Origin of the sequence: Stenotrophomonas sp. RIT309 (genome assembly GCF_000632045.1) — a bacterium.
Lineage (GTDB): Bacteria > Pseudomonadota > Gammaproteobacteria > Xanthomonadales > Xanthomonadaceae > Stenotrophomonas > Stenotrophomonas indicatrix.
Map to the genome: position 1 here is coordinate 16682 of NZ_JFYS01000041.1, position 16994 is coordinate 33675.

13 protein-coding genes and 1 pseudogene are annotated in these 16994 nt (G+C 65.0%); 6 read left to right on the forward strand and 8 right to left on the reverse strand.

Going from position 1 to position 16994, the window contains the following annotated elements; genetic code table 11:
- Positions 1-10 precede the first annotated feature (10 nt).
- The 6 genes from BW38_RS03920 to cmk all read right to left on the reverse strand — a co-directional run bounded on the left by BW38_RS03920 (position 11) and on the right by cmk (position 5498).
- A complete protein-coding gene (locus BW38_RS03920; protein ID WP_032977569.1) occupies positions 11-988 on the reverse strand; it encodes a glycosyltransferase family 4 protein in 978 nt (325 codons plus the stop codon).
- A 3-nt stretch (positions 989-991) separates the two neighbouring features.
- Complete coding sequence (gene lapB / locus BW38_RS03915) at positions 992-2170, reverse strand: lipopolysaccharide assembly protein LapB (RefSeq protein WP_032977571.1); 1179 nt, start codon at positions 2168-2170, stop codon at positions 992-994.
- A 6-nt stretch (positions 2171-2176) separates the two neighbouring features.
- Positions 2177-2461, reverse strand: a complete 285-nt coding sequence (locus BW38_RS03910; protein WP_025875021.1) for a lipopolysaccharide assembly protein LapA domain-containing protein — start codon at positions 2459-2461, stop codon at positions 2177-2179.
- A 77-nt stretch (positions 2462-2538) separates the two neighbouring features.
- Positions 2539-2844: an integration host factor subunit beta gene (locus tag BW38_RS03905; protein WP_005409286.1), complete on the reverse strand. Its 306-nt coding sequence runs from the start codon at positions 2842-2844 to the stop codon at positions 2539-2541.
- An 89-nt stretch (positions 2845-2933) separates the two neighbouring features.
- A complete protein-coding gene (rpsA, locus tag BW38_RS03900; protein WP_025875032.1) occupies positions 2934-4619 on the reverse strand; it encodes a 30S ribosomal protein S1 in 1686 nt (561 codons plus the stop codon).
- 201 nt (positions 4620-4820) lie between these two features.
- The gene (cmk, locus tag BW38_RS03895) at positions 4821-5498 is read right to left on the reverse strand and encodes a (d)CMP kinase (protein WP_032977572.1); all 678 of its coding nucleotides are present in this window, start codon (positions 5496-5498) and stop codon (positions 4821-4823) included.
- A 197-nt stretch (positions 5499-5695) separates the two neighbouring features.
- Between cmk and ykgO the strand changes: the two genes are divergently transcribed.
- The 6 genes from ykgO to BW38_RS03865 all read left to right on the forward strand — a co-directional run bounded on the left by ykgO (position 5696) and on the right by BW38_RS03865 (position 10195).
- Entirely contained in the window at positions 5696-5821 is a 126-nt protein-coding gene (ykgO, locus tag BW38_RS03890) for a type B 50S ribosomal protein L36 (RefSeq protein ID WP_005409283.1), read from the forward strand.
- 206 nt (positions 5822-6027) lie between these two features.
- Positions 6028-6297 (forward strand): hypothetical protein, encoded by a 270-nt coding sequence (locus tag BW38_RS03885; RefSeq protein ID WP_223482678.1) that lies wholly within the window; start codon positions 6028-6030, stop codon positions 6295-6297.
- Positions 6298-6336: 39 nt separating this feature from the next.
- Entirely contained in the window at positions 6337-7374 is a 1038-nt protein-coding gene (locus BW38_RS03880; protein WP_025875044.1) for an agmatine deiminase family protein, read from the forward strand.
- A gap of 163 nt (positions 7375-7537) precedes the next feature.
- On the forward strand, positions 7538-8425 hold the full coding sequence (locus tag BW38_RS03875) for a carbon-nitrogen hydrolase (protein WP_025875046.1): 888 nt from the start codon (positions 7538-7540) through the stop codon (positions 8423-8425).
- Between the two features lie 14 nt (positions 8426-8439).
- Complete coding sequence (locus BW38_RS03870) at positions 8440-8970, forward strand: GNAT family N-acetyltransferase (protein ID WP_025875048.1); 531 nt, start codon at positions 8440-8442, stop codon at positions 8968-8970.
- Positions 8963-10195: a TraB/GumN family protein gene (locus BW38_RS03865; RefSeq protein WP_032951769.1), complete on the forward strand. Its 1233-nt coding sequence runs from the start codon at positions 8963-8965 to the stop codon at positions 10193-10195. The genes BW38_RS03870 and BW38_RS03865 overlap by 8 nt, the downstream gene beginning before the upstream one ends.
- A gap of 264 nt (positions 10196-10459) precedes the next feature.
- On the opposite strand, the gene BW38_RS03860 is transcribed toward BW38_RS03865, so the two are convergent.
- On the reverse strand, positions 10460-13540 hold the full coding sequence (locus tag BW38_RS03860) for an efflux RND transporter permease subunit (protein WP_032977574.1): 3081 nt from the start codon (positions 13538-13540) through the stop codon (positions 10460-10462).
- A pseudogene (locus BW38_RS03855) lies at positions 13537-16992 on the reverse strand (efflux RND transporter permease subunit); the annotation flags it as partial. The pseudogene BW38_RS03855 and the gene BW38_RS03860, both read right to left, overlap by 4 nt.
- Positions 16993-16994: the final 2 nt, after the last annotated feature.

Sequence of the window (16994 nt, forward strand, 5' to 3'; positions counted from 1 at the left end):
GAGTAATTCCTTATCGGTGGCGCAATCCATTGCGCAGGAGGAGCCACAGCAGGGTCAGCGCGGCAAACCACGCGACCGCTACGACAGCCTCCCACCTCGGCTGCAAATTGGTGCAGATATTGAACACTGTAATACTGAACAGGCCCAAAACAAAGTACATCCCTGTCACCTGGGCATGGCTGGCTCCTGCCTGCACCGCGCGCTGGTAGACATGCTGGGTGTGGGGTTCCATCCAGCGTTGCCCGGAAAGCATGCGCGCCAACAGCGTGAAGCCCGCGTCCACAAGAAATGCAGACAACGGCAGCAACAACAGGATCCAGTTGATGTCGGTGTGCACTGCCGCGACGGCCAGCACCACCGCCACCGCATAGCCGAGGGCGCCACTACCGACATCACCCATGAAGATCCGCGCCTGCGGGAAATTGAATGGCAGAAAACCCAGGCAGGCCAAGCCGAGAACAACGGCCACCAGCGAATAGGGCCAGGGCAGCACGGTGGCAAAGCCCAGCGCAACGATGACGGCCTGGCTGCTGGCAATCCCGTTGATGCCATCCATGAAGTTCCAGATGTTGATCAGCGAGGCGGTGAAGAACAGCACCAGCAGGCTCAACAGCCAGCTACCCCCGTGCATCTTGACCAGCCCTGCCAGCAAGGCAGCAGCGAGGAAATGCACCAGCAAACGGCGCATGGCTGGCAGCGGCCGATGGTCATCCCACCAGCCGATGCCGGCAACCAGCAGCAGGCCAAGGCTGGCAACAGCCAGGCTGGGCGCGGCGTCCGGCCAGAAAAAAGCGGCCACGGCCGCAGCAACCAGCAGACTGATCACGATGGCGATGCCACCACCGCGAGGAGTTGCGACACTGTGGCTGCGGCGCTCGCCGGGCTGATCCAGCAGCTGCCTGCGCAGCGCATACACACGCGCCGCCCAGGTCAACCCCGCGCTGAGCAGGGCCAGGCCCAGCAGCGCGGCCATCACAAGCCACGGCATGGTTCAGAGCACCGCGTAATTCAACAGCGGCTTGACCGTGCCCCACTCCTTGCAGCTCGGGCATTGCCAGTGGTGGGTACGCGCACCGAATCCGCAGCGTGTGCAGCGGTAGGCGGGATTGCGCACCAGCAACTGATCGGTGATGTGCTTGAGGTCGTGCAGGGTCGCGGTGGAATCTGCGCCCTCGGCCAGGGTGAGGTCGATCAGCGCCGATTCGCCACGCACCGATGGGCGATCCTTGAGCTGGCGGCCGAGGTAAGCGCGGGCAGGTGCAACACCCTCCTGCTCTTCCATCAGACGGGTCAGCGCCAGCACCGGGGCGATGCCGCGGTAATGCTCGGTCATCTCGGACAGGAACGCGCGCGCGCCGCCGAGGTCGCCGACCTTGCGGTAGTTTTCCATCAGCGCCGGCAGCACTTCCGGCAGGTACTCCGGATCGTTGCGGGCGGCACGCTCGAAGGCGCGCACGGCCGCCTCGGCGTTGCCTGCATCGGTTTCCAGGCGGCCCTCGATGATGCCGGCACGGACCGACATGGCATCAGCCTGGTAGGCGCGGGCGATGGCCGCCCTCGCCTCTTCCAGCTTGCCAGCGCCACGGAAGCGCTCGGCGAGCTCGCATTCGAACTGCCCGATCAGCTTGCCCATCGGCTCGCCGGTGACATCCTCGAAGCGGGTAGCGTTGTCGATCGCCTTTTCCCAGTCGCGCTCGGCCTGGTAGATGCCGATCAGGTGCTTGAGCGCCTGCGGTGCGCGCTGGTCCAGCTGCGCCAGTTCGGTGAACACGGTTTCGGCACGGTCCAGCAGGCCAGACTTCATGTAGTCCTCGCCCAGTGCCAGCAGGGCCTGCACGCGCTGCGCGTCGCTCAGGTCCTGGCGGTTGACCAGGCCCTGGTGCAGACGGATCGCGCGGTCCACTTCACCACGGCGACGGAACAGATGGCCCAGCGCGACCTGGGTCTCGAAGGTTTCCTTGTCCAGCTCGGCGATGTGCAGGAACAGTTCGATGGCCTTGTCCGGCTGCTCGTTGAGCAGGTAGTTCAGGCCACGGAAATAGGTGCTGGACAGGTGGCTGACCTGGTTGTCACCGTGGCGTTGACCGCCGCGGCGTCCGATTACCCAGCCGGCCAGAGCCGCCAACGGAAGACACAGGAAGAACCAGAACCACTCGGAAACGAATTCCATCTTCGATCAACGTCCATCAAAAGATTGGGAGGGGGCGACCGGCGCCGACGGCGCAGCCGCCGACTTGTTGGCACGTCGCAGCTGGCTGTAGAGCGGAATGACCACGCTCACCAGCACCAGGCCAGCGCCGACCACGACACCGATCAGCAGAGCGGCGATCAGCGCCACGCCGACGGACGTGTTCAATTGGGTAAACAGCAGGTTGATCGACATGGCCGTCATGTTGACCGCACCGATGATCAGACCAAGGATCAGAACCGCCAGCAGGACCAGCAGACGAAAAACTTTCATGCGACAGCTCCATTGGCAGGAGGCCGTAGCTTATCCGACTCGTGGTGGGATTCGCACGAAGTCGCGCGACGGATGGCTCAGGCCGGATCTGCGTCCAGCGGCAGCACACTGCTGACCCGCTCGCGCAATTCCTTGCCTGGCTTGAAATGAGGGACATGCTTGCCCGGCAGGGCAACCGATTCGCCGGTCTTCGGGTTGCGCCCCAGGCGCGGCGGACGGTAGTGCAGCGAAAAACTGCCAAAGCCGCGGATCTCGATGCGATCGCCGGCCGACAGTGAGCCCCCCATCATTTCCAGCAATGACTTGACCGCCAGATCGACATCATCGGCCTTCAGGTGCGCCTGCCGGCGCGCAAGGATTTCGATCAGTTCGGATTTGGTCATTACCGGCTCACATCAGGGGCATCTCAGCCTGAAACGGCCCGGGCAGTGCCCGGGCCGTCCAGGAAACAACGAACAGCGTAAGGCCGATATTACTCGGACTTGTTGCCGTTCAGCTGTGCACGCAGCAGCGCGCCCAGCTGGGTGGTGCCGCTGGAAGCCGAAGAGGACTGGTATTCCTCCAGCACTTCGCGCATTTCCGCGTCGTCCTTGGCCTTGATCGACAGCTGCAGGGTACGACCCTTGCGATCCATGCCCACGAACTTGGCTTCAACCTTGTCGCCGACCTTCAGGTGCTGGGTCGCGTCGTCAACACGCTCGTTGGCGATGTCGCGAGCTGCAACATAGCCTTCGATGCCGTCGGACAGCTCGATGATCGCGCCCTTGGCGTCGACTTCCTTCACCACGCCTTCGACCTTGGAGCCCTTCGGATTGGTCGCCATGTACTGGCCGAACGGATCCTGCTCCAGCTGCTTGACGCCCAGCGAAATGCGCTCGCGTTCCGGATCGACGGCCAGGACGACTGCGTCCAGGTTGTCGCCCTTCTTGAAGTTGCGAACGATGTCTTCGCCAGTGGTCGCCCAGCTGATGTCGGACAGGTGAACCAGGCCGTCGATGCCGCCGTCCAGGCCGATGAAGATGCCGAAGTCGGTGATCGACTTGATCTGGCCCGACACCTTGTCACCCTTCTTGTGGGTGGCAGCGAAGGTTTCCCACGGATTGGCGGCAACCTGCTTCATGCCCAGCGAGATGCGGCGACGCTCCTCGTCGACGTCCAGGACCATGACTTCAACTTCGTCACCGACCTGCACAACCTTGGACGGGTTGACGTTCTTGTTGGTCCAATCCATCTCGGAAACGTGCACCAGACCTTCGACGCCCGGCTCGATTTCGACGAATGCGCCGTAATCGGTGACGTTGGAGACCTTGCCGAACACGCGGCTGTTGGCCGGGTAACGACGGGCGATGTTATCCCACGGATCTTCGCCCAGCTGCTTCAGGCCCAGCGAAACGCGGTTGCGCTCGCGGTCGAACTTCAGCACGCGCACGTCCAGCTCGTCGCCGACATTGACGACTTCGGACGGATGGCGCACGCGCTTCCATGCCATGTCGGTGATGTGCAGCAGGCCGTCGATGCCGCCCAGGTCCACGAATGCGCCGTAATCGGTCAGGTTCTTGACGACACCCTTCAGGATCGCGCCTTCCTGCAGCTTGTCCATCAGCTGCTCGCGCTCTTCCGAGTGCTCGCTTTCGACGACAGCGCGGCGCGAGACCACGACGTTGTTGCGCTTGCGGTCAAGCTTGATGAGCTTGAATTCCAGCTCCTTGCCTTCCAGGTAGGCCGGATCGCGCACGGGGCGCACATCGACCAGGGAACCCGGCAGGAAGGCGCGGACATCCTTGATGTCCACGGTGAAACCACCCTTGACCTTGCCGCTGATGCGACCGGTGATGGTTTCGTTCTTTTCCAACGCTTCTTCCAGCTCGTCCCACACCATCGCGCGCTTGGCCTTCTCGCGCGACAGGACGGTTTCACCGAAGCCGTTCTCGATCGAGTCGAGGGCGACCTTGACGATGTCGCCTTCGGCAACATCGATTTCGCCAGCGTCGTTACGGAACTGTTCGATCGGCACGATGCCTTCCGACTTCAGCCCGGCGTTGATCACCACGACGTCGCCGCGGACTTCAACAACGGTACCGCTGACGATGGCGCCCGGCTTCAGCTTGGCCAGGTTGGCCTGGCTGGCTTCAAACAGTTCGGCAAATGATTCGGTCATTAGATTTACTCTGTTGGACACATGGGTCGGTTGGCTTCCCTTCAGGGAATGGCTACCGCCCGCCTGTTGGTCGACCCCGGAAATGCAGGTCGTGTGTGGAAGTAGGAAAACCGCCACGCATCATTGCGCGACGGAGCTTTTACAGCACTGCAGATGCGCGACCTCCACCGATGCTGCTGGCAGAGCTCCCGCGCGAACGGATCAGGCAGCCGGAACCGGAAGCAGATCCATCACTCTGGCAACGACATCTTCGATGCCGATGCCTGTGGTGTCGATGAGGACAGCATCGTCTGCCGGCTTCAGGGGCGCCACGGTACGCTGAGCATCACGGGCGTCGCGGGCCATGATCTCGCGCAGGAGGTCTTCAAAGTTAACAGAAACCCCCTTGTCTTTCAACTGCTTATGCCGGCGCTCGGCGCGCTCCTCGGCACTGGCGGTCAGGAAGACCTTGTAGGGGGCGTCCGGGAAGATCACCGTGCCCATGTCGCGGCCGTCGGCGACCAGTCCCGGCTCCATCCTGAATGCGCGCTGGCGCTCCTTCAGGGCGGCCCGGACCTCGGGGATGGCGGCAATGGCCGACGCCAGCGCCCCGGTGGTCTCCAGCCGCAGCTCGTCGGTGGCGTCGGTGCCATTGACCAGGACCCGCATGGCATCGCCCTGCTCGACGAACTGGACATGCGTATCAAAGGTGCAGCGCACCAGCGCAGAGGCATCGGAGGTGTCGATGTCGGCCCAGCTGGCCGCCACGCCGACGGCGCGGTACAGAGCACCCGAATCCAGGTAGTGCCAGCCCAACCGGCGCGCCACGATGCGGCTGATGGTACCCTTGCCGGCCCCTGACGGGCCGTCGATGGTCAGGACGGGAACGAGTGGATTCATGGGGGTCCTTGCGCGTGTGAAGGGGGCATTCTAGCCCCTGCCGGACACCCCGCAACGGGCCTTTTGTGCAACCACTTGAAACCATGGGGAAAAGCCCGGTAGAATGGCGGGCTTGAACGAGCGTCCACTGCCGATTGTCTTTCGCATATCGCGGCCACGCTCCACCCGAACAACTACTGTTTACGCCGAGGTATGCCATGAAAGTTCTGTCCTCCCTGAAGTCGGCGAAGGCCCGTCACCGTGACTGCAAGGTCGTGCGTCGTCGTGGCAAGATCTTCGTCATCTGCAAGTCGAACCCGCGTTTCAAGGCGCGTCAGCGCTAAGCCCAACGGTCCTTGTGACCGCGGCTGGCCCCACGCGGGGCCGACCCGATGCAAAAAGCCGCCTTCGGGCGGTTTTTTGTTTATGCGGTTTTTTCCTGCCGTTTTTGCTGTAATCGCTGTTCTTGACCACTGGGGAGTAGATCGAGATGACGCGTTACCTGTGCACCCTGGCCGTACTGGCCACCCTGGCTGCCGCCACCCCGGCGATGGCCGATACCCTGCTTGTCGACCGCGCCCGCGAAAAGCCGGCCGGCGCCCTGCCCGTCCGCGGCCAGAGCATGCAGCAGGTGCAGTCCCAGTTCGGCGCGCCGGCAGAGCAGCTGCAGCCGCGCGGCGGGCAGAAACGGCAATGGCCGACCATCCACCGCTGGGTGTACCCGCAGTTCACCGTCTACTTCGAGAAGCAGAAGGTGATCGACGTGGTGGCAAACCAGGCGGATCCGAACGAAATCGGCCCCAAGCCGCCGATCCGTTGACCCCCATGCCCGCCACCGGCGGGCGCGTGTAGCGAGACCATGAACCAGACCCTTCGTTTTCCTGCCGAATGGGAAGCCCAGAGCGGCGTCCTGATTGCCTGGCCCACCGCCGACACCGACTGGGCCGACCGCCTGGGCCAGGTGGAAGAGACCTACATCGCCCTGGTTGCAGCGATCACCCGCTTCCAGCCGGTGCTGATCTGCGTGGCCGACGATGACGTGGAGACCTACGCCGAGATGCGGCTGCGCTCCAACCGCATCGACATGGACAAGGTCCACTTCACCACCGCCGCCTACGACGATACCTGGCTGCGTGATTCGGGCCCGATCACCCTGCGCCGTGCCGACGGTAGCTTCCAGCTGCTGGACTTCCGCTTCACCGGCTGGGGCGGCAAGTTCGACGCCACCCTGGATGACCAGCTGGTCGGCGCGCTCGACCAGGCCGGCGTGTTCAACGACGCGACGGTGCGCAGCATTCCGTTCGCGCTGGAGGGCGGCGGCATCGAGACCGATGGCGAAGGCACCCTGCTGACCACCTGGAAGTGCCTGCACGAGCGCCATCCCGACCGTGACCGCGACAGCCTGAGCGCCGACCTGGCCGACTGGCTGCAGCAGAAGCGCGTGCTGTGGCTGGATCATGGCTATCTGGAAGGCGACGACACCGACGCCCATATCGACACCCTCGCCCGCTTCGCCTCGGCCGACAGCATCGTCTACCAGGCCTGCGACGACGCCAGCGACTCGCATTACGCCGAGCTGCAGGCGATGGGCGCCGAGCTGGCCGCGTTGCGCACCGCTGACGGAAAGCCGTACCGCCTGTTCCCGCTGCCGTGGGCACAGCCGGTGATCGATGAAGGCCGTCGCCTGGCTGCTTCGTATGCCAATTACCTGATCGTCAACGGCGCGGTGCTGATGCCGGCCTATGGCGACCCGGCCGATGACCTGGCCCGCGACGTGCTGGCACAGGCCCACCCGGGCCGCGAGATCGTGCAGGTGCCGTGCCGCTCGCTGATCTGGCAGAACGGCAGCCTGCACTGCATCACCATGCAGCTGCCGGCTGGGCTGTTGAAGGCATAAGCCACGCGGTAGCGCCGGGCCATGCCCGGCGAGCGCGGCGGCATCTGGAAAATCCGCCGGGCATGGCCCGGCGCTACCGGTTGCGTGCACCATTCAGCAGCCAACACGCTGTCGTGGCGCATCCGCGTTAACATGCGGGTTTTCCCCCGCAGGATCGCCCCGCATGAACTCGCGCAGCCCCCTTACCGTCGCCCTAATCCAGGAGCGCAACCACGGTGATGCCGCCGCCAACCTGGCGGTGATCGAAGCGCGTGTTGCCGACGCCGCGGCACAGGGCGCGAAGCTGGTGCTGCTGCAGGAACTGCACAACGGTCCCTACTTCTGCCAGCACGAATCGGTCGATGAATTCGACCTGGCCGAGCCGATTCCGGGACCAAGCACCGAGCGCCTGGGCGCGCTGGCCAAGAAGCATGGCGTGGTGCTGGTCGGCTCGCTGTTCGAGCGCCGCGCTGCCGGCCTGTACCACAACACCGCCGTGGTCTTCGAGAAGGACGGCACCTTGCTGGGCAAGTACCGCAAGATGCACATCCCGGATGACCCGGGCTTCTACGAGAAGTTCTACTTCACCCCGGGCGATATCGGCTTCAAGCCGATCGACACCTCGGTCGGCCGCCTCGGCGTGCTGGTGTGCTGGGACCAGTGGTACCCGGAAGCAGCGCGCCTGATGGCGTTGGCCGGTGCTGAGCTGCTGCTGTACCCCACCGCGATCGGCTGGGACCCGGACGATGTACAGGACGAGAAGACCCGCCAGCGCGACGCTTGGGTACTGAGCCACCGTGGCCATGCCGTAGCCAACGGCGTGCCGGTGCTCAGCTGCAACCGCGTCGGCCATGAGGCTTCGCCGCTGGGCGCCTCAGGCATCCAGTTCTGGGGCAACAGCCACGTGCTGGGCCCGCAGGGCGAGTTCCTGGCCGAAGCCGGCACCGACGCGACCATCCTGATGTGCGAGGTCGACCTGCAGCGCAGCGAACACGTGCGCCGCATCTGGCCGTTCCTGCGTGATCGTCGCATCGACGCCTACGGCGACCTGCTCAAGCGCTACATCGACTGACCCGGAGCCCGCGCATGGCCGTACTCATCCGTGATGCCGGCCCTGCCGACATCGCTGCGATCACCGCGATCTACGCGGTGGAAGTGACCGACTTCGTCAATACCTACGAGTACGAGATCCCTGACCAGGCCGAGATGCTGCGCCGCATGCGCGACATCATCGACCGCGGCTTCCCCTACCTGGTGGCCGAGGTCGACGGCCAGGTTGCCGGCTATGCGTATGCCAATACCTACCGCACGCGTATCGCCTACCAGTGGACCGTTGAGAACTCGGTCTACGTCGATGCCCGTTTCCAGGGCCGTGGCGTCGGCACCAGCCTGCTGCAGGCACTGATCGATGCCTGCACCGCGCGCGGCCATCGACAGATGGTGGCGGTGATCGGCGAGCCGACCAACACGGCCTCCATCAAGCTGCACGAACGCTTCGGTTTCCAGCTGGTGGGCGTGTTCCGTGGCCTCGGCCGCAAGCACGGCCGCTGGCTGGACACCGTACAGATGCAGCGCGCGCTCGGCGATGGCGCCGATTCCGCTCCTTCCAATGAATGATTCCATGACCGAAACCCTTCCCGAAACCGGCGACGATCTGTTCGCCGGCCAGCCCGTGCGCGTCGTCGAGCGCGATGGCGTGCGCTACACCCTGCTGGGCACTGCCCACGTCTCCCATGCCAGCGTCGAGGCGGTGGAGAAAGCAATCGATAGCGGACGATTCGATGCGGTGGCCGTCGAGCTGGACCCGCAGCGCCTGCAGGCGCTGAGCGACCCGGACACGCTGGCCAAACTGGACCTGGTGGAAGTGATCCGCAAGGGCCGCGTCGCGTTGTTCGCGGCCAACCTCGCGTTGTCGGCCTACCAGCGCCGACTGGCCGAACAGCTCGGCATCGAGCCGGGCGCGGAACTCAAGCGTGCGGTCGACCTGGCGCGCGAGCGCAACCTGCCGGTGCACCTGATCGACCGCGAAGTCGGCCTGACATTCCGCCGTGCTTCGCAGCGACTGGGCTTCTTCGGCAAGCTGAAGCTGGTGGCCGGGCTTGGCGCCGGCCTGTTCTCGTCCGAGGATGTCGGCGAAGACGAGATCGAGAAGCTGAAGCAGGGCGACATGCTGGAATCGAGCTTCGGCGAGTTCGCCAGCGAGAACCCGGCGTTGTACGAAACCATCATCGGCGAGCGTGACCGCTACATGGCCACGCGCCTGCGCGAAGCGCATGATCCGCAGCAGCGTGAAGTGCTGGCGGTGGTCGGCGCCGGCCATCTGGCCGGCCTGGCGCGTTACCTGGAAACCGATACCGAGGCGCCTGCGCCGTTGCGCGAGCAGCTGGAAGCGGTGCCGAAGAAGCGCAACATCCCGTGGTTCACCCTGGCGATCCTCGCCATCGTGGCCACCGGCATCGGTGTCGGCTTCTATCGTGGTGGACTGGGCGTAGGCACCGAGCTGCTGGCGACCTGGGCGATGTATACCGGCGGCCTGGCTGGCCTGGGCTGCCTGGTGGCCGGCAGCCACCCGCTGAGCATCCTCACCGCGATCGTGGTGGCGCCGTTCAAGCCGTTCCGCCTGAGCATCCCCACCGGCGCATTCGCGGCACTGGTGGAAGCGCGCCTGCGCAAGCCGACCTACGAGGATTTCCTCAAGCTGCGTGACGATGCACAGTCGTTGAAGGGCTGGTACCGCAACCGGGTCACCCGCGTGGTGCTGACCTTCATGCTGACCAACCTGGGCAGCATGCTGGGCCTGTGGCTGACTGCAGGCAAGGTCTGGAGCAAGGTGGCGAGCTGATCGCTGCTCCGCCGGGCATGGCCCGGCGCTACCGGTAGGTACCAAAGGTGTGGAGCAAGGTGGCGAGCTGATCGCTGCCCCGCCGGGCATGGCCCGGCGCTACCGGTAGGTGCCAACCTTGGTTGGCACGTCATTTACATCCACGGCGATGGTAGCGCCGGGCCATGCCCGGCGAAAAAAAGGGGAGACCGCCCCACTACGACCGGTCTCCCCCCACCACAACACGTTTCCGCCCCTACGGTCGAGCAAGCTCGACCGCTACACCTACACCGGGGTTCCCGCCACGACCTCGCGGCCGCGAGCGCGCTGGATCAGCCGCACCACCGCATTGCGCAGGTCATCAAGCACCGCGTAGATCGTCGGCAGGAACAGCAGGCTGACTACGGTAGAGAACGCCAGGCCACCGGCAATCGCACGCGCCATCGGCGAGTACTCCGGCCCGTTGCCGAACATCTGCGTATCGGTCAGCGAGATCGGCACCATCGCCAGGATCGCCGTGCCCATGGTCATCATGATCGGGCGCAGACGCTCGCGTGAGCCCTCCACCAGCGCCTGGGTACGGCCCATCCCGCCCCGGCGCAGATTGTTGATGTGCTCGATCATCACGATGCCGTTGTTCACCACCACGCCCATCAGCACCAGGATGCCGATGAAGGACATGATCCCGAACGAGGTACCGGTGATCCAGAACAGCCAGAACACGCCGAAGATCGAGAACAGCACGCCGCTCATGATCGCCGCCGGGAACAGCAGCGATTCGAACACTGCGGCCATCACCACGTAGATCATCACCAGCGCGATCAGCAGGTTGAACACCATCTGCTGCATCGCCTCGTTGTCATCGCCGTAGTCGCCGCCATCGAAGGTGAAGCCGTAGCCGGCCGGGAAGTTCATCGGCTTGAGCACTGCTTCCATGGCCTTGCGGGCGTCCGGCGCGGTGATCTTCTCGGCCAGGTTGGCCTTGATGGTCAACGTGGTCTGGCGGTTGGTGCGGCCGATCTGGGTCGCCGAGGAACCCACGTCGACACTGACCAGGCTCAACAGCGGTACGCTGCGGCCATCGCCGGTGCGCACGCTGAATCCGGCCAGGTCTTCAGGGCTGCTCTGTTCGGCACCGGCGAAGCGCACCCATACCGGCACTTCGTTGTCACCACGACGGAACTCGCGCATCGGCGCACCACGCAGGGCCAGGCCAACGAAACTGGCAACCTGCTCGGCATTGAATCCGAACGCCGCTGCACGCTCGCGGTCGACGTGCACTTTCAGCTCGCCGCCCTTCTCGCCGTTGTCGATGCGCACATCGCGCAGCTCGGCGCGCTGCGCCAGCAGCGGCAGCACTTCCTGGCCGATCTCCTGCAGCATCGCGCTGGAGTCGCCGACCAGCTGCACCTGCACGCCCTGGTTGCCGCCACCGCCACCATCACCGCCCTGGTTGCCGACGAAGTAGTCGGTACGCGCGGATTTCGGCAGTCCTTTGCGCAGTTCTTCCTGCAGCGCCTTGATGTCCTTGGCGTACTTCTCGTCCAGGGTGACCACGGTCGAACTGCCTTCCTGTTCGCTGTACCAGGAATAGACCTGCTGCACGTGCAGGCGCTCGCGGTTCTGCTCGATCCAGCCTTCGACACGGGCCACTTCCTCGGACATCTGCCGGTAGGTGTAGGCGCCCTTCCACATGTAGCCGATGAAGATGTCCTTGCCACCATCGCCACCGAACATGTCGATCTTGGTCAGCTTCATCGGCACCAGGCTGACCAGCACCACCAGCAGGATGCCCAGCAGGCTCCAGCCGCGATGGCGCAGTGACCAGTCCAGCAGCTGCGCGTAGCGGCGCTGCAGGCGCGCGATCACGCCGGTCTGCGAGTGCACCAGCTTCGGCGTGGCCATGCGTGCGGACAGCATCGGGATCAGGCTGACCGCCACCAGCCACGAGGCCAGCAGCGAGACCGAGATGGTGATCGCGATCTGCGCCATGAAGATGCTGATGTTGTTGGTTTCACCAAACAGGTTGGGCACGAACACGATGCAGTGGCACAAGGTGCCGGCGCTGAGCGCGATGGCAACGTTGCGGGTGCCGATGATCGAGGCCAGGCGTGGCTGGTCCGGCAGCCGCTCACGTTCCTGGTAGATGCTCTCGACCACCACCACTGCATTGTCGACCAGCATGCCCACGGCCAGCAGCAGGCCCATCATGGTCAGGATGTTGAGCGTGACGCCGGCGAAATACATGAAGCCCAGGGTGATGGTGAAGCAGATCGGAATGGCCAGGGTCACCATCAACGTGGACGGCCAGTGGCGCAGGAAGAAGAACAGCACCGTCACCGACAGGATCAGGCCGACACCGCCGGCCTCGGCCAGCTCCAGCAGGGACGAGGTCACCGCCTTGCCCTGGTTGTCGATCACCTTGATCTGCACGTCGCGCATCGATGCCTGCGCGCGGATCGCTTCAACCTCGGCAAGCGCGCCGCGCGAGACGTCCACCAGGTTGGCGCTGCGTTCCTTGTAGATGTCCAGGCCGACGGCAGGATTGCCATCCAGGCGGCGGCCATAGCTCATCCGCGCCGGCTTCAGCCGCACATCGGCAATGTCACCCAGGCGCAGTCCCTTGGCATTGATCACCAGGTCACGCATTTCCTGCAGGTCGGTGATCTCGCCCACCGGCTGCACGCGCACGCGCTGGCCGTTGTCGTCGATCTGCCCGGCCGAGATCGAGAAATTCAGCGTGCGCAGGCGATCGCTCAGCTCGTTGATGCTCAGGCCGTGGGCGTTCAGACGGTTCGGATCGATCGCGATCTCCACCTCGTTCGGTGGCGCGCCGGTGATCTCGACCCGGGCCACGCCCGGAATCCGCTCGATACGCCGCTTGAATTCGCGGTCGAGCATGTCATAGGCGGTGGTCAGGTCGGTGGTACTGGCCAGGCGCACCTTCAGCACCGGCTGGTCGCTGCTGGACCACTTGAACACGTTGTAGCGCTGCACATCGTCAGGCAGGTCGCTGCGGATAGCGTCGATGCGCTCGCGCGCGTCCGAAGCGGCGATGGCGATATCACGATCCCAGTCGCTGAACTCGATGAAGATCGACGCAGCTTCGGAGGTCGCCGACGACCGCATGCGCTTGATGCCGGTCATCGTCGCCAACGACTCCTCCACCGGCCGGATGATGGTCCGCTCGACTTCTTCCGGGGTGGAGCCGGTATAGGGAATCTGCACGAACAGGAACGGTGCGGAGATGTCCGGCAGCGCTTCCAGTGGCAGCCGGAACGAGGCGATCAGGCCGACCACCACCAGCGACACGAAACACATGATGGTGGTGACCGGGCGGCGGATGGAGAACTCGGCAACGCTCATGCCGGTTCCTCCGCACCCGACGCACTGCCCTCGGCACCGTGCAGGCCCTCACCGGCATGCTTGCGACCGCGTTCGCGGTAGTAGGCATCGCCGCGGCGGTCCATCAGGTCGTACACCACCGGGATCACCAGCAGGGTCAACAGGGTCGACACCAGCAGGCCACCGATCACGGTGATCGCCATCGGTGCGCGCACTTCGGCGCCCTCGCCCATCGCCACCGCCAGCGGCAGGAAGCCGAACAGCGTGCACAGGGTGGTCATGATGATCGGCCGCAGGCGCGAACGCGCACCTTCCACCAGTGCCTCGTGCTTGGCAACGCCGGCCTCGCGCAGCTGGTTGACCTTGTCGATCAGGATGATCGCGTTCTTTGTGACCAGGCCGACCAGCAGGATCAGGCCGATGAACACCACCACCGAGATCGGCTTGCCGGTCAGCATCAGCGCCAGGATCGCGCCGACCAGCGCCAGCGGGATGGTGAACAGGATCACGAACGGATGCAGCAGCGATTCGAACTGCGAGGCCATCACCAGGTAGACCAGGAAGATCGCCAGGCCGAAGGCGAAGATCAGCGACTTCGCCGCCTGTGCCAGTTCCTCGCCCTGGCCGCCGATGTGCAGGCCCACGCCAGCGCCCAGCGGCTGTTCGGACACCATCTGCTGTACTTCGCGCATGGCCGCGCCCAGGTCGATATCGCGCAGATTGGCCGAGACCACGGCCACCCGGGTCTGGTCGGCACGATGGATCTCGCTGGGGCCGGTGGTGGCCACCACGTCGGCAACCGCATCCAGGGTGACCGGACGGGTGCTGCCGGGATTGACGATCAACCGGCGGATGCTCTCCACGCTGGCACGATCGGTTTCCTGCGCGCGCACCAGCACGTCGATCTTGCGGTCGCGGAAGCTGTAGCGGGTGGCGACATCGCCGCGCACCTTCTTCACCACCACATCGGCGATCTGCCGCGTGGTCAGGCCCAGTGCACCGGCTCGCTCCTGGTCGAAGCGGATCTGGATTTCCGGGAAGCCCTCTTCCACGGTGGATTTGACGTCCGCGTAGTGCGCATTGCCGCGCAGCAGCGCCGCCAGGCGCTGGCCTGCCACTTCCAGGGTCGCCATGTCCTGCCCACGCAGTTCGATTTCCAGCGGCGTGGAGAAGCTGAACAATGCCGGCCGCGCGAAGTCGACCTGCGCACCCGGGTGCTGGCCCATGGTGTCGCGCAGGCGCTCGGTGATCTCCGCTTCGGTCTGCGGGTTGCCGCCGCCTTCCATCACGATGGTCAGCTTGCCGATGTTCTCGCCACTCTCGGTCGGGCTGGCATCCAGGCGGGTACCGCTGCCGCTGACACCGTACAGCGATGCCACGCCTTCGCCCTTGCCATGCGCCAACTGCAGCTCACGCACCAGCGCATCGGTCTGCTTCAGCGGCGTGCCGGCCGGCAGCTTGACCGTCATTTCGAAACGGTCCTGCGCCAGCTGCGGGATCAGGTCGGCGCCGAGCATCGGCACCAGCGCCATCGTGCCGACAAACGCTAGCGCAGCCAGGCCCAGCACCTTGCCAGGGTGGGCCAACGCACCCGGCAGCAGCCGCAGGTAGCCACGTTCGGCACCGGCATACGGCTTCATGGCGATGTCGCTGGCCTTGCGCATCACCGGGCCGACCACTGCAGCCACGCCACGGCAGAGGCGCACCACCAGCCATGCCAGCGCGTAGAAACTCCAGCGCATCGTCGCCACCACACCACGACGGCCGAGTGCGACCGGCTTCTGCCAGCGGCTCTGCGGCTGCCACGGCTCGGCTGCGGCTTCTTCCGGGAAGGCCAGCGGCGGCCGACCCTTCAGCGAGCTCAGCATCGGAATCAGGGTCATCGACACCAGCAGCGAAATCGCGATGGCGATGGCCACGGTCAACGCCTGGTCGCGGAACAGCTGGCCGGCGATGCCGTCGACGAACACCAGCGGCAGGAACACCGCGATGGTGGTCAGGGTCGAGGCGACCACGGCCATGCTCACTTCACGGGTACCGGCGATCGCCGCCTGCAGGATGCCCAGGCCGCGTTCGCGCGCCTTGGCGATGCTCTCCAGCACCACGATCGAGTCATCCACCACCAGGCCGGTGGCCAGTGCCAGGCCGCCCAGCGACATCACGTTCAAGCTCAGGCCAAGCTGGCCCATGAAGAAGAACGTGGCGATGATCGAGACCGGCAACGACAGGCTGATCACGAACGTGCTCCAGCCGTCGCGCAGGAACAGGAAGATGATCAGGATCGCCAGCAGGCCACCGATCACCGCGTCCTTCTTGACGTCGGCGATGGCGTGCTCGATGAAGCGCGACTGGTCTTCGATCGTGGTCAGTTCGGCATCGGCCGGGAACGTTGCCTTGATCTGCTCCAGACGCTTGCGCAGCGCTTCGGCGGTGGCCACGGTATTGGCGTCGCCTTCCTTGTAGATCGCCAGTTCGACCGATTCCTTGCCGCCCAGGCGGATGACCGCTTCGCGTTCCTTGTAGCCCTGGCGCACGGTGGCCACGTCCTTCAGGCGCACCGGCACGCCGTTGGCGACCACGCTGGAGGCGCCGCCAGAGGAAGCGCTCTGTGCAGCGGAGGCGGCGGCGACGGCTGCAGCCGAGCCCGTAGAGGCAGCGATGTTGAACATCTGCTGCAGCGCCGAGTCGGCCGCGCTGCCGTTGGCGGACTGGGTGGTGACCAGCAGGTTGCGGATTTCTTCCAGGTCGGCGAACTGGTTGACGGTGCGCACCAGGAAGCGCTGCGAGCCCTCCTCCAGGCGGCCGCCGGAAATGTTGATGTTCTCTTCCTTCAAGCGCTTGATGACGGTGTCGATCGGCAGGTTGAGCTGGGCCAGTTTCTGCTGGTCGATGTCGACCTGGATCTCGTCTTCCAGGCCACCGCCAACCTTCACCGCCGCCACGCCGGTAACCGGCTCCAGCTTCTTCTTCAGGTCTTCGTCGGCATAGCGACGCAGGCCGGTCAGTTCACGGATCGCTTCTTCGTCGGTCGCAGGCGCGGCCTTGGTCGACAGCACCAGGCGCATGATCGGCTCGGTGGACGGATTGAAGCGCAGCAGCACCGGCGCCTTGGCTTCCAGGGGCAGGTTCAGCGCTTCCATCTTGTCGCGCACTTCCAGGCTGGCCTGGTCCATGTTGGTGCCCCAGGCGAACTCGAGCACCACATCACTCTGGCCGGTACGCGAGACCGACTTCAGCTTGCGCAGGTTCTTGACCACGCCCACGGCTTCTTCGACCGGCTGGGTGATCAGGGTTTCCATTTCCGTCGGCGCCGCACCGGTGTACTCGGTGCGCACGGTCAGCGTCGGATAGCTCAGGTCGGGCAGCAGGTTGACCTTGAGATTGCCCAGTGCGATCAGGCCGAACAGCAACAGGGTGACCGTGCACATGGCGATGGTGACGCGGCGGCGGGTGGCGAACTCCACCAGGCCGCCAC